Below are 23494 nucleotides of genomic sequence, written 5' to 3' on the forward strand. Positions count from 1 at the left end.
GACTTTTTTGCTGCTTGTACTCCAGACTGTTTCGTATTTAATGCTAACAGAAAGCAGGGAGGGGGCGAAAACCCCCTGTCTTTTCTTAATTTAGTCTCTATCCAATATTAAATTAAAGTATAAAGTTATTGATACCAGGGGTTTAGATAAGGATGGTACGGCGGTTCGACGCGATTTAATGGACTGTTTAAACGACCAACGAACTCTGACTGTTTTGTGTTCCAGCTTTGAGGATGCACTAAGTAGTGAGATATATGACCTGATTGCTAACTTGATTCAAAATCATGATATTAAGTTGTGATTTTATTTGTAGGTTGTATTAGAAGATGTGTAATCTAACTACCCTTTTCTAATAACTTATACTAATATTTTTTGATACATTGACAGATAAAGGATAAAATAATATGAAAATCCGATGAATAAAACGCGGTCAAAATATAGAAATATTAGAGGAACTAAATAACATTCCCGATGGAACAGAAATAATTATAGACTTAGAATTTATTGAAAAGCAAATACCCGAACCAAAACTACATTTAACAGAAGAAGAGAGATTAGCTAAATTAAATAAATTATTTGGGGTGTGGAAAAATCAACCAGATTTAACAGAAATATTTGTAGAGATTGACCAGCAACGTCATACTTACCAAGGTAGAAGCATAGACCCAATTGATAATCAGGATAACGGCTAATGTATCTGTTAGACACTAACATTTGCATTGCACTTCTCAAAGAAAATCCCCAAGCAATGAAAAAACTTAATTGCTACTTTAGCCAATGTTATCTATCAACAATTATAGTTGCAGAACTTTATAAAGGCGTTTACTATTCTCAACAGGTGTCCAATAACCTAGAAACTTTGCAGCAGTTTATTGACCTATTACTCATAGAACCATTTGACTTAGAAGCAGCTATTGAATTTGGGAAGATTCAAAGCGAACTCAAAAAAGTTGGTAAACCAACTGGAGAATTAGATGCATTAATTGCTGCTGTTGCTCGTTCTCGCAATGATATTCTCGTAACTAATAATATCAAAGATTTTACTAATATTCCTAACTTACAATTAGAGAACCGGTTAGAAAATTAGACATAAGATTAATTGTACCATTTTGAATACCAACCTTAGACAGACGCAGACAGACGTAGATAAGTTTGATAATTATCTGTATCTATCCGTGTTTTTCCTATGAACGAAGAAGTCTCCAAAAAACTAGAGTTAATCAGGCAAACCTTGCGTGAAACCGAAGTACAAGCCGTGCGTTTGCGTGGTACAGACTGGTTTGCCTGGGCGACAGCTGGCGCTTCTAACACCGTGCTGCTAACTGCTGAAACTGGCGTAGCAGAAGTATTAGTAACTACTGAAGATGCTTGGGTATTGACGGATGAAATTGAAGCGCAGCGTCTTAAGGATGAAGAACTGCCTGCTAATTTTAAGGTATATGTGAACCCTTGGGCTGATTATGCTGCCCGTGAGTCTTTTGTTCGTGATGCAACTGGCAACGGAAAAGTAATTAGCGATCGCCCTACCTGCAATTTAGAACAGCCATTACCCCGATCTCTGCAATTACACAAACGAGTAATGATGTCAAGTGAATTAGAGCGATATCGCCAAGTTGGGCAAAAAGCGAGCCTTGCAATGACAGAAGTACTCAAAACCGCCAAGCCAACTTGGACAGAATATCAGTTAGCGGGTGCGGGTGCAGAGGCGTTATGGGCGAAAGGCTTACATCCGGCGCTGACACTGGTAGCGGGTGAGAGACGTTTACCGCTATACCGTCATGCTACAGCTACATCACAACAAATTGGACGGCAAGCGATGCTGGTGTTTTGCGCTAGAGGTTACGGTTTGTATGCAAATCTGACTCGATTTGTTTGTTTTGGTAAGCTCTCAGACGAACAGGCCGAATTGCATTCCCATGTGCGCGAAATAGAAGCAGTAGTTTTAAATTTGTGCCAATCTGGAACCAGTCTTGATGCAGTTTATAACGCACTAGCTCAAGCTTATGAACAGCATGGATTCCCCAATGCCATTCGGGAACATCACCAGGGAGGAACCACCGGATATTTAGCGCGAGAAATCGTAGCAAATCCAAGCACTACTGATACTTTGGCAGAAGGTATTGCTGTCGCTTGGAATCCCAGTTTACGAGGAGCAAAAATTGAAGATACTTTTGTGATTTTGAAAGATGGAAAGTTAGAAAATCTGACTTTTGATCCAAATTTCCCTAATGTTGAGGTAGAAGGAAGATTGCGCTCCGTACCTTTGTACAATTAAAAATTATGGATTTTCAAGAAGTATTTGGTAAACCACCTGAAACTCAAGCCAGTGCGCCAGGAAGAGTAAATTTACTGGGCGAACATACCGACTATAATGATGGCTTCGTTCTTCCAACTGCGATTCCTCAAGGTACAACGGTACAGCTAGGTTTTAGTAGCGATAGCCAGCATCACTTTTACTCGGAAAATCTCAACGAGCAAGTGAGCATTTCAGATATCAATCATCAGCCGTCTGGATTTGCCAGTTATATTTTTGGCTGTATTGAGCTTTTGCAAAAAGCAGGATATACAATTTCATGGCTTTGTGTGTACGTCAAATCGTCGGTTCCGATGGGTTCGGGTTTGTCTAGCAGCGCCGCTTTGGAAGTAGCAACCCTCCGGGCATTACGCCAACTTCTAAACCTTCCCATTGATGATGTTGAAATCGCCCAATTCGCCCAGCAAGCAGAAATTCAATATGCTGGCGTACAATGCGGCATCATGGATCAGATGGCTTCTAGCTTGGCTGACACTGAACATATCTTGTTTTTAGATACTCGAACTTTAGAACGTCGGGTGATGCCTTTGCCTGAAAAAGCAGAGATTTTGGTTATTGATAGCGGTGTACCCCGCACATTAGCAGGTAGCGGTTATAACCAGCGTCGGGCTGAGTGTGAGGAGGCGGCGCGATCGCTCGGTGTGAAAGCATTGCGAGATATTACTGATGTTAATGTAACAAAAACCTTACCTGAACCACTACAGCGTCGTGCCCGTCATGTAATTACAGAAAATAACCGCGTCTTGGAAGTATTGCAAGGAGTGACATCTGAGCGCTTTGGCAAATTGATGAACGCTTCCCACGCCAGCTTGCGAGATGATTACGAAGTTTCAGTACCAGCCCTAGATAAGTTGGTAGAGATTTTGCAGAAAATAGAAGGGGTATTTGGTGCAAGACTCACGGGTGCAGGCTTTGGAGGGGCAAGTGTAGCTTTGGTTAGATCGGGTGAGAGCAAAAGTATTGCAACTCATGTCCTTGAACAATACAACCAAGCAGGTTACAACGGACGCATTTTAGTTCCTTCTTTAGGATTGAGTGATGAAACCTAAACCATCTCAAACTCTAATTGATGACTCTTGAGAAAATCATGGGTGAAATGATCCACCATATTTGTATCAGCTAGTTCCAAATTATAAAAATCTACAGCTTCATGGTCAAAATAGGGGCCAGCATGCCAAGTACCCTCATGTAGCTTGATAAAACAATTCCCCGGAATGCGGAAAGCAGCAATTTCTTCTAATGCTGGTACATTTACATCATTATTAGGAAGGCAAACTGCAATTAACCAATCTTTCCCTTCTAAAGAACCCAGACATTGAGTGCATTGCACATGGCGAGTAATTTTGTGAAATTTTCGCCCTCTTTTCTCTAACCGCATAATATAAAACCGTGGAATCCCGTTTTGCAGGTTTAACTGGGCATCTTCCCCATCGCAAGCTTTACCATCAAGACTTGCAAAAATCACCTGTCCATAACGCCGAAAGTTTTCAGAAGTCACAGATTGTGCTTGCAATTGTTGCACTGTCTTTGATGTGCTCATATCAAAACTTTGAGATGCTTAGGTTTATTTTTTCCCAAAATGACTGAGTTTTATCCAATCATAATGGTAACTTCCTGAGTTTAAATGCTCTACATTATTATAAAAAATAATCTCAGCTTGCTAAATAACTACGTACTTGTTCTTTTTGCCGTCGGAGAAGACTGAGAGCTTTTTGCTCTATCTGACGTACTCGTTCTCGACTAATACCCATGCGATCGCCAATCTGTGCTAAAGAAAGTTCATATCCATCAGTCAGACCAAAGCGCAAGGTTAATATTTCTCGCTGCTGGGGAGACAGCTTTGCCAACAAGTCTTGTAAATCTTGGTGCAAAGATTCTTCAACAGCATAGTCTTCGGGAGAAGGACCATCATCCTCCAGTATGTCCTGCAATTCTGTATCTTGTTGTTCACCAACTCGCGCCTCTAAGGAAAAGGGTTGACGTGCCAAGTACAAACATTCTCTAACTTGGCTAGGTGTCAAAGATAAGGCGGTAGCAATTTCAGCAGTAGTAGGAACGCGACCTAACTGTTGAGATAATTCTCGCTGCACCCGTTTAATTTTGTTTAGTTTCTCAAAGACGTGGATAGGTAAACGAATTGTTCGTCCTTGTTGAGCGATCGCTCTTGTGATTCCTTGACGAATCCACCAGTAAGCGTAGGTAGAAAACTTATAACCAAGAGCAGGATCAAATTTATCCACTCCTCGCTCTAAACCTAAAGTACCTTCTTGAATTAAATCCATAAATTCCAGGTTGCGGTGCTGGTATTTCTTCGCCACTGCTACCACTAACCTGAGATTAGCCTGAATCATTTTCTGCTTGGCTTGATGTCCTAAATTTAGCTGTTGCTCTACCAGATCAACACTTAACTCCACCCGATCTGCCCATTCTTGCAGTGTGGGTTCGTGATTTAATTTCATAGCCAATTCTTCTTTAGCAGCGAGTAAATTCATCATCTGCTGCACTTGTTCGGCAAAAATAACCTCTTGTTCACGAGTCAACAAATCTACACGCCCGATTTCTTGCAGATAACTACGCACAATATCATCTGTAGATCGAGGTTTTTTATCTGCGGCTAAAGTTTTTTTCTTCGTTTTTTGAACTTCGGTAGGTGGAGATGTTAAGTTGCTCATGGTTATTTGCTCCTCTGTAACGTCATCAATTTATTGGTATCAAGTCTACATATTCAGACCCATAGCCATTTCACACTGCTAATCAATCAATTGACAATACTGATGAATTTTGGTCTATGATACATTACAAGTCAATTCTTGGAGATAATAAACCCAAAATCAACCTACTCCCTAATAATAACATCATCAGTAGTAACAAATCAATTACCTCAAGTATTATTAGCATATCTTCTGAACCTATTACACTACTTTATTCTTAATATTTGCATATCTGTGAAACATAATTATTATTTATTTATCTAATATACTTTATGAGTAAATTAAACATTGACTCGATAATAATTTTATTACAAAGAATAGAGCAATAACACAAAAACTTTACACTAGTCGGAATTTAAAATTATTAAACCACAAATTAATAATTTATTTCTATTACTACTATTTAGGTTATATTTTGATTTCATTGAATATCAACTTATTAAACCTACAATGCCCATTTATGACCCCTGATTTTTTACTAAATAATCTAATAATATCAAGTTCTCTACGTAGAACGCTATAGGACTAATGTTTGATTTATGAAAAAGCTTGGTACAAATTAAAAAGCCTAATTCCCTATTCCTTACTCCCTACTCCCCACTCCCCGCCCACGGAGATCATTTCAAAAATCAAATACGATTCCTATAGCTATCAAAAGAGCACTTATCCAGCTTCTTCTATTTAAGAACAGCTTTCTTAGGAGCGGTTCAACGAACTTTGGGGGTTTAAGTCCCCAGCAAGACAGGCAGCCCGTTTTGGGCCGAGGTCTAAATCCCCGGACGCTCGCAGACTCGCTAACGCAAAACGTAATTGCTCTCTTCGTAGCGGGGCGTTCGCTTTTAGCGTCTCCAAGAGTTGCCCATTGCGAATTGTTTTAACTGGTGGTGCGCCAACCGCTACAAAGAAAATAAACAAGCTAAATTCTTTTCCCTTCTACTTCCACCAAAACAGCATAGCTGCCTTGCTTCTTGAAAATCCAGTTAAATATTTGTAATTAGGGATTTAGGACGGCAAAAACGCAGGTATATATGATAATTGCGCTTGTGTCATACTGAACGCAGACATCTGTATTAAGTGCAGTATTATCAATGTAATTACTCTTGGCGACATTTTTTTTGACTAAAAGTAGTAATATTCGCTACATTAACACCAAGAATTATACTTGGCAAGACAGCAAGACCCGCGATCGCAGGTAGTTATCCTATAGAAGCGAAAAGACTTATGTTTCAGAGTGGTTAATTATTATACAGCATAATTTTAATATCACTTTATTAGATATTGGTTAAGAAAAGCACTTACCTCATTAGCGCATAGCCCAACATTAACTATCTTTCCTGCATTCTTAAGAATGTCCAATCCTTGACCATTATTACGGGAGTCTGGATCAATTATAGATACATATATTTCATGTATACGACGATCTTTGGCGATCGCTAAAGCACATGCGGGTGTGCGTCCATGAAAAGAACAAGGTTCAAGAGTTACATACATTTTCAAGAAGTTGAAAGCTTTACCTTGAATTTGCTTAAGTGCGTCAGCCTCAGCATGGTGTTTTCCAGGCGCTTGCGTGTATCCTTTGGCTACTATCTCTTGGGCATCTATGATTACACAGCCAACTGGTGGATTCGGCAAACATTCCGGCAAAGCTTTTCGGCTTTGAGCTAAAGCAGCCAACATAAATATTTCATCCATGTTTTAACGTAAATTATCTAGATAAATTACACTACCAATAATTAATTATCTCTTGCTAAAAAGGTTTTATATCAAAATTTAGTAACTGTCACACTAATACCAGAATCCAGTTTAGGAACCTTGAGATACTCAATTGGCTCAGTACTCTGAGAAGTTTGGGTATTTCTTGGCTTTTGACATTGCTTAAAAAAAGCACCTGGGTTATTGATAAACTCAAGCGGGTTAATCTTTTGGCATTCTTGCTCCTGTACTAGCAAAATTGATTCAGGAGTTTCTTTGGGATTATTGGTCTGTCGAGTAAAATTACTCCATGTACTGTTAATCGTGGCTGGTTCCGTCAATAAAACTTCAGCCTGATTGTAATCGCCTGTTATCATAGGAGCATTTTCTTGGTTAGCATAGACACTCTGGGGGAGAGCGAGTACACTAATCACAATCATTGAAGATAATTTCATAATTCAATACTCTTTACAGTTAATGTTAGTTTAATAATTAAAATTGCCTAAATACAGAAAGCAAAAAATAGCAGCCGAGTTTTAATACTTCAGGTTAACACAAATAGCAAGAACTTTAGCTAAACTTCATGAAAAACATAGTAAAGTTTATTTAGTCTGATGTAGATTTTTGTCTAAAAGGAGGCAATTGAGCAATCCATGCTCTAACCATGTCGGAATTTGAGCCTCGTCTTTTCTGTGCTTTCTGCTGCAACTCTACTAACTTATATTCTTTTAGCCGTATTAATAAGTAAGTCAGCGTAAAACTTTGTTCTTGGCATAAAGCATCAATGAAAACGATTGTACCGGAGTTTATCTTTCTTCATATAGTTCGGTTTTATTCTGCAAACCTTAGTTACTAGCCATTTATCTCTTACGCGTGTTACTATATAGTTACAGAGGTAAGACAATATATTATTAAATAAACCTTGGAAGAAGTATTTTGTGTCTATTGCAGAATACAAACAAGGCGATCGCAAGTTTTGACTAAACCTAAAATACGGGATATAAACTTAAGAGCGGACAATGTGCTGTCATTTCCACATATTAAGAAGTATTTCACCAGTGTAGGCAAATTAAATTGGTTGTGAGTCTTTACAAGTTTAATACTCAAATCACACAATTTTATTATGTCAGTCCTGTATCGTTCTCAAGATTGACCATTATTCTAAGCAAAAACTAATTATTGTTCAGAACTTTTAAGCAGCAGATCAGGTAAATATCCATCTAGTCTTTCTAGGCATCTCTTATCACTATCTGAAGCCTACCTTTAAAACAGTGAACAACTAATACTAAACAGTTAATAGGCGTATGGTTGAGGATTTAAACCCTTCGATTAAAACTGGTAACTGATAATTGATAAAGTCGTTCCATTGCTTGTAGGTTGGCACAGTTATTTTATTTTTTACTCTGAAGCAATTATTTTTTTGTCTTTTCAGAATCAGCAAAAAGGTAGCTAATATACTAGCATTTGTATGAAAATTTTGTAAAGTTCTCCAAACCAGTGTTTTTACAGAATATGATGTTGATTACTAGATGATTAATACTTTCATCAGCAGTAACACAATGTTAAGTTAAATCGGTAATTAGTTTTTTTACTCTAGGTTTCTCAATCAACTTGATACTTGCATATTTCTGGAAAGGAGTTTGAATTGTAATGAAAGTGAGTTCGTAATTACAAATAATCAAAATTATGTACTATTTACCCTTTTGTGCAGAAGTGAAAGTCACTTCCTGCTAGTTAAAGATGTTTATTAATTTACTTCAGAGATTAAACAGCCTCAATAAAAAGGTATTAGCTGACAATCAACGCAGATATTACCATAGCAAAGTAGACTCCAGTACTAGTATCGGTAAAATACTAAGAAATATTTCCTGCAAGTAAATCAACTTATTTATAAAATTTGTATATATTATGACAATGCAATCTTTACCACACGTTGAAGAAGTAAATATTCAGAAATACTTAGAAGTTATTCAAAGGCGTTGGCTACCTCTAGTTGGTATTTTTGGCATAACTGTTACCCTTGGATGCTTGTATGCATTTTCACTAAAACCCTCATACAAAGCAGAAGGAAGCTTGATGATTAAGACCAATCGCTCTTCCTCACTCACAGGGTTATCAGAAGATATAGGACGCTTGGAAGCGTTGAATGTCAACGACAATCCTCTGGAAACTCAGGTGAGAGTTATTGGCTCAAATCCAGTGATTGAGAAAACAATTAATTCCCTCAACCTCAAAGATAGCAAAGGCAAACTGCTCTCAATTCCCGATCTAGCAAAACAACTAAAAATAGAAGGAATCAAAGGCACTGATGTTGTACAAATCTCTTATAAAGGTGGCAATCCTGAACTAGCTGCCAAAATCGTCAATAAAGTTATCGACAGTTATATCGAGCTAAATATCAAAGCTAATCAGAATGAAGCACTGATAGCCAAAGAAGTTCTCGTAACGGAAGTACCAAAAGCTGAAGAAATCGTCAGAAGAGCCGAATCAAAACTCCGGCTATTTAAAGAAAAGAATAAAGTTGTTGTCTTAGGACAAGAAGCAAACGCAGCAGTTGATACGATTTCCAAATTAGGAAACCAAATTTCTCAAGCTTTAGCTCAATTAGATGATGTTAAAGGTCGTTTAGAACAGTTACGCAGTGAAGCTAAGATAGATCCACAGCAAGGTGTAATCGCATCTGAATTAACTCAAGCACCTGGAGTTCAGAAAGTGCTTGCTCAACTCCAAGAAACAGAAAGTCAACTAGCGCTAGAACGTACACGTTTTTCACCTGAACACCCTATAATTATTAACTTACAAGAAAAAGTCGTAGCTCTTCAAAGCTTGCTAAAAGAGCGGATAGGACAATTCGCTGGTACAGCGCAGATAACACAGGGAAGTTTACAGGTTGGACAACTGCGCCAAAGCCTAATAGCAGATATTACTCGTGCTCAGGCAGAACGCGTTGGTCTAGAAAGACAAATTGCCACACTTGTGCGACAGCAAGAGGCCTATATCAAACGAGCAAATAATTTGCCAAAGCTAGAACAGACTCAACGAGAGCTAGAACGGAAGCTACAAGCAGCTCAAACGACTTACGAAACACTCTTAAAGAAACGCCAAGAAATTGATATTGCACAGAATCAAAAGATTCCTAATGCTCGTGTGATTTCCTATGCTTTAATCCCCGAGAAAGCAGAAGGGCCTCGCAAAATGCTGTTTATAGTTGGTGGAGGAGGAATTGGTCTTTTCTTAGGTATCATTGTTGCCTTTGGTTTAGACTTAGTAGACCGGTCAGTGAAGACTGTCAAAGAAGCCAAAGAAGTAATGAAATACAGTGTTTTGGGAGTAATTCCGACACAAAGTAGAAATGGTAAAGATAATCCTTCTATAGCAGGACTCGATAGAGCTGTTCCTAAAATCATTGGCAGAGATATTCCTTACTTCCCTCTTGGTAATGCATACCAAGTACTACAAGTGAACTTGAAGTTTCTCTGTTCTGATAAACCGCTAAAAAGCATTGTAATCACAAGTTCCGTTGCCAAAGAAGGAAAGTCTGACGTATCTGCAAATTTAGCTGTGACAATGGCTCAGGCAGGGCGGCGAGTCTTGTTGGTGGATGCAGATATGCGTAATCCCATGCAGCATCATATCTGGGGGCTAACAAATGTAACAGGGCTAAGTAATGCTATAGCTGGTCAAGTTTCTTTAGATGTAGCAATACAAGAAGTAATGCCTAATCTTGAGGTTCTTACTTCTGGCATTTTGCCTCCTAATCCAGTAGCCATGCTAGATTCTCAACGCATGGCAACATTAATTAGTAACTTTGACCTAGATTATGATTTTGTAATTTTTGATACTCCTCCTTTATCAGGAATAGCAGATGCTGCTGTTTTAAGTACCCTCACTGACGGAATCTTATTAGTCGTTCGTCCTGGAGTAGTTGACTTGAACAGTGCGAATTCAGCTAAAGAGTTTTTAACTCAGTCAGGTCAGAAGGTGTTAGGGATAGTCATCAATGGTGTGAATACCAAAAATGAACCTAATAATTATTTTTATGACAACAAAAAACAACAAATTCAACAAGATTTAGTATCTAGCAGCTTAACAAAATTTTCCAAAGAGCGTTAATCGAACAAATTGCAAAACTGAAAGTTGCTGCAAGTAAATTAACCTATCTTATTCCTGATGATGGAGGTATTTTTACATGGATAAAATTAGAACATCTTGTTTAATTAATAACTACAATTATGCTGAATTCGTTTCAGAGGCAATTGATAGTGCTTTAAACCAAACGGTTAAATTTGATGAAATTATTATTGTTGATGACGCATCTACAGATAATTCTGTGGAAGTCATCGCTAAATTTGCTCAATTAGACAATGTTAAATGTATCTTTAAAAAAATAAATCAAGGGCAATTATCATCTTTTAATGAAGGTTTTTTAGCTGCTACCGGAGAGATTATATTTTTTTTAGATGCTGATGATATTTATGAACCTCAATATTTAGAAAACGCACTAAAATTTTATAGTAGACGTACTGAATGTGATTTTATATTTTGTGCATACAAGAAGTTTGGAGCAGTGGAAGGAATATTTCAAACTGATACAGTTGATTTAGATTTGGGTTATTCAGTAATCAGAACTTTATGCAATGGTGAATGGATTGGCTCTATAACTTCAACATTATCAATACGTAGAGAAATAATCAGAAAAATTTTACCTATCCCGAATATAGAAGATTGGCGTGTGAGGTCTGATGACTGTCTGGTATGGGGAGCATCCTTGGTAGGGGCTAAAAAGTTTTATATGTCTAAACCTTTAGTGATGTATAGAATACATCAGAATAATCAATATCACAACAATAAATTTTTACATATAGATAAGAACTATGAATATAAAAGATTTTGGAAACGCAATTCTTTATTTAATTACATTCTTAAAAAAAATAATTTAAGTTTACCTTTATTATTAGCTTTCACGTCTATCAATGAGCTAAAAACAATCCCATGTCCAAAATTTCAAGATTTTATTTCATATCTAAAAATAATTTTTTTGTTTGAACATAACTTGTATTGGAAAATCAAGGGTACTGTTTTGTTATTCAACTACTTTATCAGAATTTTAATGTCTGGTAAATTAAAAAGTAGCAACTAGTAATTATATAAAACAATGGCTTGACTTAAGCTATTTTGAATAATTTAAGAAGCTAACAAAGTTTGTATTATGAAAATTGATAAAGAGTATCATATAGTTAAATTAAAAGGCAATGTTAAGTAAATTTAGGCTTCAAAGCTTATCACAATTTAAATCTAGTTCTAGTCTGCGTGCAATTATTACCAATACAGGTTGGTTGTTTGCTGACCGCATTCTCCGTATGGGTGCAAGCTTGGTTGTAGGAGTATGGATAGCACGCTATTTAGGAGTACAACAGTATGGTCTATTTAACTATGTTTTAGCATTTGTTAGTTTATTTAGTCCGGTTTTTACTCTAGGACTAGACGATGTAGTGGTTCGTCATATTGTTCGCCAATCATCAAACAAAGAAGAAATTTTAGGAACCACTTTCTGGCTAAAATTACTGGGTGGAATTGCTTCTGTTTTATTGGCAGTTGGCGGCATGTTTTTCTTAGGTGAGCATGAAGCGTTGAAGATATGGCTAGTTGCAATTTTAGCAATGGCAGGAATTTTTAGAGCAGCTGATACTATTGAACTATGGTTTCAATCACAGGTTCAGTCGAAATACACCGTGATTGCAAAGAATATAGCCTTTCTGCTAAATAGTCTCATTAAAATAGCACTGATTTTAACAAAAGCCCCATTGTTAGCTTTTGCTTGGGTAACATTAGCAGAATTTGTAATGAGTGCAATTGGTTTGCTGATTGTTTACCAAGTCAAAGTATCTTCACTATTGTTATGGCGTTGGAGTTTTTCTACTGCCAAAACTCTATTAAGAGAAAGCTTACCTCTGATTTTTTCGGGGTTCGCTATCATGATTTTTATGAAAATAGATCAGGTAATGTTAGGTCAAATGACCGGAAATAATGAGGTTGGAATTTATTCTGCTGCTGTACGTATTTCGGAAATTTGGTATTTTATTCCGGCGGCTATTGTTTCTTCGGTTGCTCCTTCGATTTATGCGGCTAAAGAAAAATCAGAAAGACTTTATTATCAGCGAATAGGACAATTACTTCGCCTCCTTACCTGTATATCTATTACAATTGCTCTGCCAATGACATTCCTATCCGACAAGATAATTATGGTGATGTTTGGAAGTGGATATGCGGAAGCAGGGCCAATACTAGCAATCCATATTTGGACTTCTTTATTTGTATTTATGGGTCTTGCAACATCACCCTGGTTTATTGCTGAAGGTTTAAATCACGTTTCTTTAGGTAAGACTTTATTTGGAGCCATACTTAATATCATTCTTAATTTATTACTTATTCCTAAATATGCAGGTTTTGGAGCTGCGATCGCAACAATAATATCTCAAGCTGCTGCTGCTTTTCTATGCAATGCGTTTGACAAAAGAACAGAAAAAATATTCAAGATTCAGATGCGATCGCTCATTCTTTTTTATAAAAACTAATCCTTATTATCTAACTTTCATCTTTCTCAAAGATTAGCTAAATCAATCAAAAATGCAAACACCAGTAACTTTTATTATTTTTAAGCGACCACAAACAACAGAGAAAGTTTTTGAAGCTATTCGCCAAGCCAAACCAACAAAACTTTTTGTAATTGCAGATGGTGCCCGCACAGAGCGTGAAGGTGAGGCAGAAAAGTGTGAAGCAACTCGGGCAATTATTGATAGGGTTGATTGGGACTGTGAAGTTATCAAAAATTATTCTGATATCAACTTAGGTTGTGCAAAACGAGTATCTAGTGGTTTAGATTGGGTATTTAATAATGTTGAAGAGACAATTATTTTAGAAGATGATTGTATTCCTCACCCAACTTTTTTCAGATATAGCGAAGAACTGCTAGAAAAATATAGAAACGATACCAGAGTTGCCACAATCTCTGCTCAAAATCTTCAATTTGGACGAAAACGCACAAACTACAGTTACTATTTTTCTCGTTACAGTCACTGCTGGGGTTGGGCAAGTTGGAGACGTGCTTGGCAACATTATGATTTAACCATCAAACTCTGGAAAGAGGTACAAGCAGAAAATATTTTACATGACATTCTCGCAGATCAGAAAGCAATAAATTATTGGCGACGAATATTTCAATCTGTTTATAACAATCCTACAGGTATAACGTGGGATTATCAATGGACGTTTGCTTGCTGGATGCAGGGCAGCTTAAGTATTATTCCGAATGTTAATTTAGTTTCTAATATTGGTACTGGTGCAGATGCAACTCATTTCACTTCCAACCAAGAATTTTCATTCATCAATATGTCGATGCAAGCAATGGAATTTCCTTTAAAGCATCCACCATTTATCGTGAGAAATGTAGAGGCAGATAATTTTACCCAAAAAACAGTTTATAGAGCGACTGTACTGGATATTTTTAAAGAAGAATTTAAAAAGAAAATAAATTACTCAATTTTAAAGACATAGAGGTAACTTTATCAACCTTATAAACAAAATAAATGTTAGAAATTAAAGTAAAACCAACAGAAAGAATATTAACTATTTTCTTATTACTCATTGTTGTAGGGGCATTAACAATACACCCTGCACAAGAAATTTCTATATCTACCCTTGGTGGTGACAAGCTAGATACTATTTTCAATATAGTTTCATATTTAATTCTATTTTATTTCCTACTTTTATACTGGAAAGGTTTTTTGTATGTAGCTACTAAAAGTCCATTACAGTTTTTTTTACTTGCAATAATTATATTTTCTCTTTTGTGGTCAGAAGACTTAAGTTCTAGCCTTACTTATATGAGAGGTTTAATCCGAATATATTTTCTTGCAGTCTATTTAGCAATGCGTTATTCCCTAAGGGAACAAATGAGGTTAATAGCTTGGGCACTTGGTACTGCTGCATTATTATCTATGCTATTTTCTGCATTCTTACCAGATTATAGTCACAAATCACCTGAGTTACTAAATATGTGGAGCGGAATTTATGGTCATAAAAATGAATTAGGATACATGATGGCTTGGAGTGCAGGAGTTTTTTTGCACCTTGGTCTTAGTAGCTATCGATATCGCTGGTTGATGTGGGCGCTATGTGGGATATCTATATGTCTAATTATCCTCTCACGGTCAACAACATCTTTAGCCATCTTATTAACAATGATATTACTTTTACCTTTTTACAAATTTTTTAAAAGAACTAATTATAAATTACAAGTTATTATGATTACTTCTGCTTTAATGTTATTGATTATTTTTTCAATATTGCTTGTCAATAACGCCGAAGCTCTAGTTGGTACTTCTGGTAAAGACCTTACCTTCAATGGACGCTCTGATCTCTGGGAGCTAGTGATATCCAAAATTTTGGAAAGACCTTGGCTAGGTTATGGATTCTCTGCATTTTGGACTAGTAATGCTGCATCTAATCTGAGAGCTACTTATGAATGGGCAAGTAATGCTCACAACGGTTTTTTAGAACTCTTATTAGAATTAGGATTATTAGGTTTTTTGACTTTTATCGCCGGGTTTATCCGCTTTTTTGTGATGGCTATGACTCGAATTATTTATGTAGCTAAAAAACCGGAAGATTATTGGCCAATGCAGATGCTAATTCTCATAGTGATCATTAATTTTTCTGAAGCAAGATTATTAACTCCCAGTTGGAATTGGTTGATGTATATTACAACTTCGTTCTCTTTGACTCTTGATTATCAGCGAAATTATTATCAGAGCTATATGGATAGCTTTTATAGCAGTCAGAAATAATTTTAGTAATTACGAAGCTAATAAAAATGAAAGTTTTACATCTTAGTACCCATGATATTGATGGGGGTGCAGCAAGAGCTGCATATCGTTTGCACACAGGTTTACAAGATATAGGACTACAATCACAAATGCTAGTTCAGGAAAAATCTAGTAATGATAAAACAGTAATTGCACCTAAAACTAGATTATTTCAAGGCATTGCTAAAGCAAAGTTGACATTTGAAAGTCTACCGTTAAAGGTTTATCGTCAAAAGAAAAATACTCCATTTTTCATTCAATGGTTGCCAGATAGAATTATTCCTAAAATTGCTCAGATTAATCCAGACATAATAAATTTACATTGGATTAGCGCAGCTTTTATGCAAATAGAGACATTCCCTAAACTGAAGCGTCCTCTAGTTTGGACTCTCCATGATATGTGGGGGTTTACTGGAGGGTGTCACGTTACTGGAGAATGCGATCGCTACAAAGTATCCTGTGGAGCTTGTCCTCAACTAAACAGTGGTAATGAATGGGATTTATCCCGTTGGGCATGGCAGCGCAAAGTAAAAGCCTGGAAAAATCTTAATTTAACTCTGGTTTCACCAAGCTCTTGGTTAGCACAGTGCGCTCATTCCAGTTCTTTATTCCAAGATGTACGAATCGAGGTAATTCCCCACGGGCTAGATATTCAAAAATATCGACCTATTAATAAACATTTTGCACGAGAAATACTTAGGTTACCTCAAGATAAGAAGCTGATTCTCTTTGGAGCGATAGAAGCAACAAGTGATAGAAATAAAGGATTTCATTTATTACAGCCAGCTCTACAAGAATTGAGTAAATCTGGCTGGAAGGATAACGTAGAAGTAGTAGTTTTTGGCGCATCTCAACCTCAAAATCCACCTGATTTAGGCTGCAAAACACACTATTTAGGACACTTACATGATGATATATCTTTAGCAACTGTTTACTCAGCTGCTGATGTGATGCTTGTACCGTCTCTTCAAGAATCTTTTGGGCAGGCAGCTTCTGAATCATTCAGTTGTGGCACTCCAGTTGTGGCATTTAATTCTACTGGTTTAAAAGATATTGTTGATCATCAGCAAAACGGCTATTTGGCTAAACCTTATGAAGTTGAAGATTTTGCCAAAGGAATTACCTGGGTGCTTGAAGATGAACAGAGGCTACAAAAGCTGTCATTTTATGCTCGTGAAAAAGCGCAACAAGAATTCACTCTGGAACTTCAAGCACGTCGTTATTCAGCTTTGTTCCAGGAAATATTGATGAGCGCAAATAAATCTTCATTCAGAAATTAACTTAATAAACAAATATTTCACATTATGCCAATACCTATAGCTTTTATAATTTGTACAGAGCCTGGTCGTTTAGAAGCTCAATCTTTGATGCTTGCAGAAAGTATCCGTAACTTCTGCGGCGAATTAAAAAGTACACCTATATATAGTTTTCATCCTAGAGTAGGTGAACCTATATCAAAGCAAACCCAACAGGCCTTTGAAAGGTTGCAGGTGATTCATCAACAGCTTCCTATAAATCAAGAGTTTCATGAATATTATTTAGCTAATAAACCTTTAGTTTGTGCCTATGCAGAACAAAATATTGATGCAGAAATATTAGTTTTTTTAGACAGTGATAAATGCTTTTTCTGTGAACCAAAAAAATTTTTATTGCCAGAAAATTGTAACGTAAGAATGCGCCCTGAGTATGGTCAAGGGATTGGTTCTACAGGACTACAAGATCCTCAAGAATGGTACTGGCAAAAACTATATGAAATTCTAGAGGTAAAGCGTGAGGTATTTGTTGAGACACCAATTGGTAATAAAAGAATCAGAGCCTATTGGAATTCTGGTTTAATTGTTGTTAGAAGAAGTGCAGGTATATTTACAGCTTGGAAAAAGAATTTTGAAAAAGTAATGCGGCTGGATATTACTCCTCCTCAGGGTATTTACTTTGTTGAGCAGTCTGTTTTGTCTGTAACTTTATGTGCTTTAGAAGAAACAGTCGAACATCTTCCTCCTAATTATAGTTATCCATTACCTTTACATAACCGTTTGTCAAAAGAACTACAAATTAAAGATTGGGATGATATTACATCGATCCATTATTTCAACTTATTCTTTTACAGCGATTGGAATGCACAAATCAAAAAATTGAAAAAGCTTAATAACAATTCAAATAAATATCAATGGTTGTGTCAACAGGTTATTAGGCTTAATATGCCTCGTGTATCAGTTTTGCATCGATATATGTTGGTAGTCAGAAGAATGGAACAAAAATTACAAAGCTTTAATTTAGATATTAATCTGAGTGGCTGGATAGAAAAGATGGCCAAACTTTAAAGCTAATGGGAAAAACTGAAAATAAGCTTTTTTGCTTAGAAGATAAATAAAACTATCTGAAACTTACGCATAAGTTTACGATTCGCGTTAAATATTTTCATAAAATTGGATGAGGTAATGACATGAAAAAAGCAAAATTAGCTGTAGTTATGACCTGCCACAACAGGCGTAATACAACTCTTGCCTGTCTACGTGCTTTATATGAGCAAACAAATGATTGTGATGTTTATTTAACTGATGATGGTAGCTCTGATGGCACTGCACAAGCTATTAAAGCAAAATATCCAGAGGTACACATTCTTCAGGGTAATGGCAATTTATTCTGGGTAGGAGGAATGCATCTTGCCTTTAGTGAGGCGATAAAAAATCAATATGATTATTATCTGTGGTTGAATGATGACACATTTCTGGAAGCTAATGCTGTTAATAGATTATTACAGACTCATCAAAATTTGACTGAACAAGGTTATTTAGACTCAATTGTAGTTGGTTCAACTAAAGACCCAATAACAGGAAGAGCGACGTATGGAGGAGCAGTAAAATCTAAAAAATGGTATTCTAATAAGTTTGAATTTTTAAAACCAAGTTCAGTTATCCAAAAATGCGATGCTATGTATGGTAACTGTGTGTTAATCCCTAAAACTGTTGTCGCAAAAGTTGGTAATGTTGATACAGCTTTTGTTCACACCTTTGGAGATTTAGATTATGCTCTCAGAGCAGGTAAATTGGGTTGTCAAATATGGATAGCTCCTGGATATTTTGGTACTTGTACTAAAAATTCTATCCGAAATAGTTGGGTAGATACCAACTTAACTATATTAGAGCGCTTGAAAAAGGTGTTACAAATTAAAGCATTTCCATTGAAATCTTGGACTATATTTTGTAGCAGACATTGTGGATCATTCTGGGTATTTTACTGGTTTTTACCCTATATCAGAGCAATTATTGGTTACAAGAGTTTGGCAACTTCTCCCACATTTTCTGAGGATATTAACCAAACTAACTCATAAGCTTCATACTTGCACTCAAGTTCTTCTGCAAGAAGATTTGCATAGTTCATAATCATCTCAATGAATTGACGAATTTCGCTTCAAAGATAAAGTTATTAAACCAATTCGCAATGGGCTTTGCCCACCAGCAACGCTTTCGCAACTACGTTTTTTAATGGGGATTTAATACCGACGGTTCCTCAGCCTAACGTTCCGCAGATAAGGACATAAAACCTGCTGCCTATCTTGCTGTGAAATGAAACTCCCACCACTTATTAAATATTAGAATAATCAGCAATATCATTATGGGTAAACGCTTACTAATTGTCTCAACACTCGATTCGGGTCAACCATTTGGTGCTTTTACTAGACCTTTTTATCTAGGACAATATTTGACGAAATATTTTGATGTTTTTCAAATAGGATTAGACTGTTCATCTGTTAAATATGCACCTTCTATTTCAATTGGGTCAAGAAATCTGAAGTCATATATTCAAGCTATAGAAAAGTGCATTGATGAGTTTTGTCCAGATATTATTTATGCTCAAGAAACATTACCTGGATTAGCTGCTTTAATTTCGCTGAAACTTAAAAAAGGCTATAAGCCTTGTCTTGTATTAGATTTTCATACATTCTCAGCATACGAGTACTGGATGCGTTTGTTTTCAGTTGCCAATCCTTTCAAAGAATTTGTACAATGTATCAAGACATACATTGCTCAGGGAATTTTGATATTCTCTAGTATTCCAATTATTGCCGCAGGTGATGCAATCCCTAAATTAATTTCTCAGTGGTATGGGAGAACTCCACAGCAGATTTATAGTATTGGGAACGGTGTAACTGAAGACTTATTGAATACTGAATTATTTTTGGATGCAGACCCCTATCAAGCATTCAGACCAGCAAAAATAGTGCTTCTTATTGCTCCTAAGACATTTCAATTTCCAAGCAATGATATGTCTGTATTAATGACTGTTGAGGTTGCTAAATATCTTGAAGACCATCAACAAAAACTACACTTTGTTGTTATTGGTAGAGATAGCAATGATATTTCAAAACCAATACCTTCTAATATTAGTTTTTTAGGTTTTTTACCTAAAAGGGAGGCCTTTGTTAATCATGTTAAATATGCAGATATTGCTTTATTGCCATTCTCAAAACAAGCAGTAGCAGGTGGCGCTCGCAATAAAGCATTAGATTATTTCGCAAGTAGAAAGTTAGTTGTATCAACACCAGAAGGCTTGCGAGGCTTAGAAGAATTTCGCCACTTAGAACATCTTTTAGTAACAGGATATTCTACTGAAGAGGTTGCTAATACAGTGCTGGATGCAGCTTTAAATATTGATATATATCAATCACTTGTAGATAGTGCATATACCTTAATTACAGAAAAATATTCTTGGAGTGCAAGAGCGCAGAATATCGCACAAATTCTCCTTAATTACAGTCCTTCTTAGCTTTCTTGATCAAACATATTTAGCTAAGAATCATTAGTATATTTATTTTTTAAATCTACTAAAAACTAGTTTTTAAATCTCACCTTGGTTGTGAGCTAACCTTTCATACCTCCAGAGCTAACCTTTCATACCTCCAAAATAAAAATTAAATCATGAAAAATCGATTTTCTTATAAACTTCTTGGTGTTCAAGTAGATGCACTCTCTATCCCAGAGTTAAATTTGTTGATTGAAGAATCTATTGAGAATAACAAAAAATGGATTATTGCTAATCACAATATGCATAGTCTTTATCTCTTCCATAATGATCCAAAAATGCAAGCTTTTTATGCTAAGGCAAAATATACGCATATTGATGGTATGCCTTTATTGTTTATTGGAAAGCTATTGGGTTTTCCTATGAAACGAGAACAAAGAGTAACCTATGCTGACTGGGTATGGCCTTTGATGGCGGAAGCAGCTGAGAAAGGTTGGCGTGTATTTTATTTAGGTTCAAAGCCGGGAGTCGCTGAAAAAGGAGCAAGTATTTTGTGCCGCAGATTTCCTGGGTTACAGATTGCTTGCGCTCATGGCTATATTGACATGAATAAAGATAGTCAAGAAAATCTTGCTACTCTGGCTGCAATTAATGCTTACAAACCTCATGTATTGATGGTAGGGATGGGTATGCCACGCCAAGAACGTTGGATTTATGAAAATCTTGAACATATTCATACTAATACTATTTTGACTAGTGGAGCCTGTATTGACTATGTAGCAGGAGCAATACCTACTCCTCCTCGCTGGATGGGAAAGATGGGCTTGGAATGGTTGTATCGCTTATTGTCTGAACCTAAAAGACTTTGGAGACGTTACTTACTTGAGCCTTGGTTTCTAGCCACATTATTTTTACAAGAAATTTTGAGTATGCCTAGTCAACAAAAAAAGAATAGAATCCTGCTATTTCTCAGTACAAAATTTCCTAAGTTTCTAGCATGATTGATCCATTAATTAGTGAGTACGATTGATTCAAATCTCGTGTTAGTAAATAGCGAAGTATCTGGCGAGATACTTCGCTTGAAATAATAGTTAAATGCATTAGACATTTCTAGAAATTATTATGCGTTACCTGAATCCCTTGTAGAGACGTTGCATGGCAATGTCTCTACATTCATTTTCACTCCTATGTCTACTATTTACGTCTGGGTGGAGTAAGCCTAAGTTGCTTGCTCAAAAGCTTGGGCAATAGCATTGCGTGCAGATTTAGGTTGCAAGTTTTCATCGAAGGGAAGCGGACGCAGAAATTTCCAGAGATTTGGATTGTCCCTAAAAGTTCTTCTTGGCATCCAATCGGGATGACGTATCCAGCTATGACGGTCGGTAAGCCCCCATGTAATTACAGTATCAACTTTAGCCGCAAAGCAGAGGTCAAGATATCGTTTGTAACTGTCAGCTACCATCTGGTCTAGCTTTTTGATACTATCGGGTAGTGGGGCATCAATAATAATATCTAATTCTGTAATTATTGGTTTAACTTCAAGATCATTAAGCCGTTTTAAAACGGACTTAAATCCTTTTTCGTCAAAACTATATGCAGTAGAAAACCATAGATGCGATTGGATACCTGCCCCGTCAATTTTAACGCCACTATTCTTTAAATATTCGACCATTTTTAAGAAGCGGTCTGATTTCCATGTAGCACCTTCGATGCCGAAATCGTTTAGGTAAAATTTTTTGCTGTTATCAACTGATGCAGCAATTAAAAATAAGTCTCTAATTAATTCTGGTTTTACTCCTTTACGCAAACCGTAGGTGGGGTTATCAGTATCCTGCTCATTATCAGCGATAATTTCATTGGCAATATCCCAAGACTTTAAAACCTTGCTATTGCGATAATGCCCCATGACTCCCTTAACATGTCGTTCGATCATTTTAAGAGTGGGGGGGTATGTTGCCCAGTCTGGTTTTCCCATGTGCCAGAAAAGGGTATGCCCATGCATGTCTATATTATGTTTTTGGCAGAAATCAGCGATCGCATCTGCTGATTCAAAGGTAAATTGTCCTGGCTGTGGTTCAGTGGCGTCCCATTTTAATTCACCATTCGGTGTCACAATCGAACATTCACGAGCAATCAGGTTAGCGTAATCCTTATCTTTTAGCAAAATATCACTAGAAATTGCTGCGCCATAACGTTTTCCTTTTGCAGCAGCTAATTCCCGAAGGGGGTAGCTTTTAGCTGTATAATTGAGTACTAGTTTTTTTGCACTATATTCTTCTTTTTGCTTATCTTTTTGTAAAAACCCCATAGTTAATAGCGCAGAAAGAGTAGTATATCCTGCTCTTGTTAAAAACTTTCTCCGATAAGGCATATATTGTACTTAGCTAAAAACACATAGATTATTCTATTATAAAATAAGTTTTTATACTTTTGTTTGTTTAGTTATGACTCCCACACTCATCTATTTAATTGAAATCAACTATGCTTTTATATATCAGCAATAAAGATGTTACATTAATATATAACGAGCATTCGATATAAATAAGCTGAATCATGCCTAAGATTGTTGACCATGAGCAATACCGTAAAGAACTGCTCGACAAGTGCTTTGATTTATTTGCCCAAAAAGGCTATGGTTCCATCACTATGCGCCAAATTGCCGAGGGATTAGGGGTTTCTACTGGTACGTTGTACCACTATTTTCCTAGCAAGCAAGCTCTATTTGAGCAATTGGCCGAGGAGATTTGTGAGCAAGACTTAAGTACAGCATTAGCTGAACTAGAAGGAGCGCAAACGCTACAAGAATCAATGGAAGCATTAGGAAGATATTTAGTGAAAAACGAAGATTACTTCATTAAATGGACTTACATTTGGATTGATTTTTGCCAACATAAAGATTCTAAAGAAATGTTAAAAAATAGCATTTTTAAGCGGACTAATCAACGTTATCAAGAGGCGATTTGCGATTTATTGGGTATTCAAGATTCAGTATTGGCTTCTTTTGTTTTGAGCTTTTTAGATGGTTTAATTCTGGAGAAGTTATGGGGTAATGAAACAATTGATTTTATTGAACAATGTGCGTTGTTAAGCAAAATGCTAATAGCATATTTGCCACAACATCCAGCAGAAATAAAAGTTTAAACGGACGTTGTATGACGTTTTGAGAGTTA

22 protein-coding genes are annotated in these 23494 nt (G+C 36.4%); 15 read left to right on the forward strand and 7 right to left on the reverse strand.

Annotated features, from left to right (window positions below; all coding sequences use genetic code 11):
• The first annotated feature begins 419 nt into the window (after positions 1–419).
• From RMY00_RS29040 to galK, 4 genes are all read left to right on the forward strand, one after another.
• Positions 420–692 (forward strand): hypothetical protein, encoded by a 273-nt coding sequence (locus RMY00_RS29040; protein WP_322650882.1) that lies wholly within the window; start codon positions 420–422, stop codon positions 690–692.
• The gene (locus RMY00_RS29045; RefSeq protein WP_322650848.1) at positions 692–1087 is read left to right on the forward strand and encodes a type II toxin-antitoxin system VapC family toxin; all 396 of its coding nucleotides are present in this window, start codon (positions 692–694) and stop codon (positions 1085–1087) included. Before RMY00_RS29040 ends, RMY00_RS29045 begins: the two co-directional genes overlap by 1 nt.
• A gap of 99 nt (positions 1088–1186) precedes the next feature.
• A complete protein-coding gene (locus RMY00_RS29050; protein ID WP_322650849.1) occupies positions 1187–2275 on the forward strand; it encodes a M24 family metallopeptidase in 1089 nt (362 codons plus the stop codon).
• 5 nt (positions 2276–2280) lie between these two features.
• On the forward strand, positions 2281–3363 hold the full coding sequence (gene galK / locus RMY00_RS29055; protein WP_322650850.1) for a galactokinase: 1083 nt from the start codon (positions 2281–2283) through the stop codon (positions 3361–3363).
• Here galK and RMY00_RS29060 read toward each other — a convergent pair.
• From RMY00_RS29060 to RMY00_RS29080, 6 genes are all read right to left on the reverse strand, one after another.
• The gene (locus RMY00_RS29060) at positions 3360–3854 is read right to left on the reverse strand and encodes an ureidoglycolate lyase (RefSeq protein ID WP_322650851.1); all 495 of its coding nucleotides are present in this window, start codon (positions 3852–3854) and stop codon (positions 3360–3362) included. The genes galK and RMY00_RS29060 overlap by 4 nt on opposite strands.
• A 112-nt stretch (positions 3855–3966) precedes the next feature.
• Positions 3967–4986: an RpoD/SigA family RNA polymerase sigma factor gene (locus RMY00_RS29065; protein ID WP_322650852.1), complete on the reverse strand. Its 1020-nt coding sequence runs from the start codon at positions 4984–4986 to the stop codon at positions 3967–3969.
• Between the two features lie 735 nt (positions 4987–5721).
• Positions 5722–5940, reverse strand: a complete 219-nt coding sequence (locus RMY00_RS29070; protein WP_322650853.1) for a hypothetical protein — start codon at positions 5938–5940, stop codon at positions 5722–5724.
• Positions 5941–6019: 79 nt separating this feature from the next.
• A complete protein-coding gene (locus RMY00_RS36265) occupies positions 6020–6160 on the reverse strand; it encodes a DUF3172 domain-containing protein (protein WP_416212114.1) in 141 nt (46 codons plus the stop codon).
• A 128-nt stretch (positions 6161–6288) separates the two neighbouring features.
• On the reverse strand, positions 6289–6717 hold the full coding sequence (locus RMY00_RS29075) for a bifunctional diaminohydroxyphosphoribosylaminopyrimidine deaminase/5-amino-6-(5-phosphoribosylamino)uracil reductase RibD (RefSeq protein WP_322650854.1): 429 nt from the start codon (positions 6715–6717) through the stop codon (positions 6289–6291).
• 71 nt (positions 6718–6788) lie between these two features.
• Entirely contained in the window at positions 6789–7172 is a 384-nt protein-coding gene (locus RMY00_RS29080) for a hypothetical protein (protein WP_322650855.1), read from the reverse strand.
• A 1453-nt stretch (positions 7173–8625) separates the two neighbouring features.
• Between RMY00_RS29080 and RMY00_RS29085 the strand changes: the two genes are divergently transcribed.
• From RMY00_RS29085 to RMY00_RS29130, 10 genes are all read left to right on the forward strand, one after another.
• Entirely contained in the window at positions 8626–10830 is a 2205-nt protein-coding gene (locus RMY00_RS29085; protein ID WP_322650856.1) for a polysaccharide biosynthesis tyrosine autokinase, read from the forward strand.
• Positions 10831–10906: 76 nt separating this feature from the next.
• A complete protein-coding gene (locus RMY00_RS29090; protein ID WP_322650857.1) occupies positions 10907–11857 on the forward strand; it encodes a glycosyltransferase family 2 protein in 951 nt (316 codons plus the stop codon).
• Between the two features lie 112 nt (positions 11858–11969).
• Positions 11970–13292, forward strand: a complete 1323-nt coding sequence (locus RMY00_RS29095; RefSeq protein ID WP_322650858.1) for a flippase — start codon at positions 11970–11972, stop codon at positions 13290–13292.
• Between the two features lie 52 nt (positions 13293–13344).
• On the forward strand, positions 13345–14271 hold the full coding sequence (locus RMY00_RS29100; protein ID WP_322650859.1) for a glycosyltransferase family 2 protein: 927 nt from the start codon (positions 13345–13347) through the stop codon (positions 14269–14271).
• A 32-nt stretch (positions 14272–14303) separates the two neighbouring features.
• Complete coding sequence (locus tag RMY00_RS29105) at positions 14304–15563, forward strand: O-antigen ligase (protein ID WP_322650860.1); 1260 nt, start codon at positions 14304–14306, stop codon at positions 15561–15563.
• A 26-nt stretch (positions 15564–15589) separates the two neighbouring features.
• Positions 15590–16861 carry a glycosyltransferase family 4 protein gene (locus RMY00_RS29110; RefSeq protein ID WP_322650861.1) on the forward strand — a complete coding sequence of 424 codons (1272 nt, stop codon included), beginning with the start codon at positions 15590–15592 and terminating at the stop codon, positions 16859–16861.
• Positions 16862–16885: 24 nt separating this feature from the next.
• Positions 16886–17902 carry a hypothetical protein gene (locus RMY00_RS29115; RefSeq protein WP_322650862.1) on the forward strand — a complete coding sequence of 339 codons (1017 nt, stop codon included), beginning with the start codon at positions 16886–16888 and terminating at the stop codon, positions 17900–17902.
• A gap of 122 nt (positions 17903–18024) precedes the next feature.
• A complete protein-coding gene (locus RMY00_RS29120) occupies positions 18025–18912 on the forward strand; it encodes a glycosyltransferase family 2 protein (RefSeq protein ID WP_322650863.1) in 888 nt (295 codons plus the stop codon).
• A gap of 284 nt (positions 18913–19196) precedes the next feature.
• Complete coding sequence (locus tag RMY00_RS29125; protein ID WP_322650864.1) at positions 19197–20348, forward strand: glycosyltransferase; 1152 nt, start codon at positions 19197–19199, stop codon at positions 20346–20348.
• 152 nt (positions 20349–20500) lie between these two features.
• Positions 20501–21325, forward strand: coding sequence for a WecB/TagA/CpsF family glycosyltransferase (locus tag RMY00_RS29130; RefSeq protein ID WP_322650865.1), 825 nt, complete (start codon positions 20501–20503; stop codon positions 21323–21325).
• 218 nt (positions 21326–21543) lie between these two features.
• Here RMY00_RS29130 and RMY00_RS29135 read toward each other — a convergent pair whose 3' ends face one another.
• A complete protein-coding gene (locus RMY00_RS29135) occupies positions 21544–22632 on the reverse strand; it encodes an endo-1,4-beta-xylanase (RefSeq protein ID WP_322650866.1) in 1089 nt (362 codons plus the stop codon).
• 245 nt (positions 22633–22877) lie between these two features.
• Here RMY00_RS29135 and RMY00_RS29140 point away from each other — a divergent pair, with 245 nt between their 5' ends.
• Positions 22878–23465 carry a TetR/AcrR family transcriptional regulator gene (locus RMY00_RS29140; protein ID WP_322650867.1) on the forward strand — a complete coding sequence of 196 codons (588 nt, stop codon included), beginning with the start codon at positions 22878–22880 and terminating at the stop codon, positions 23463–23465.
• Positions 23466–23494: the final 29 nt, after the last annotated feature.

It is taken from the genome of Nostoc sp. ChiVER01, from assembly GCF_034531155.1.
Taxonomy (GTDB): Bacteria; Cyanobacteriota; Cyanobacteriia; order Cyanobacteriales; family Nostocaceae; genus Nostoc.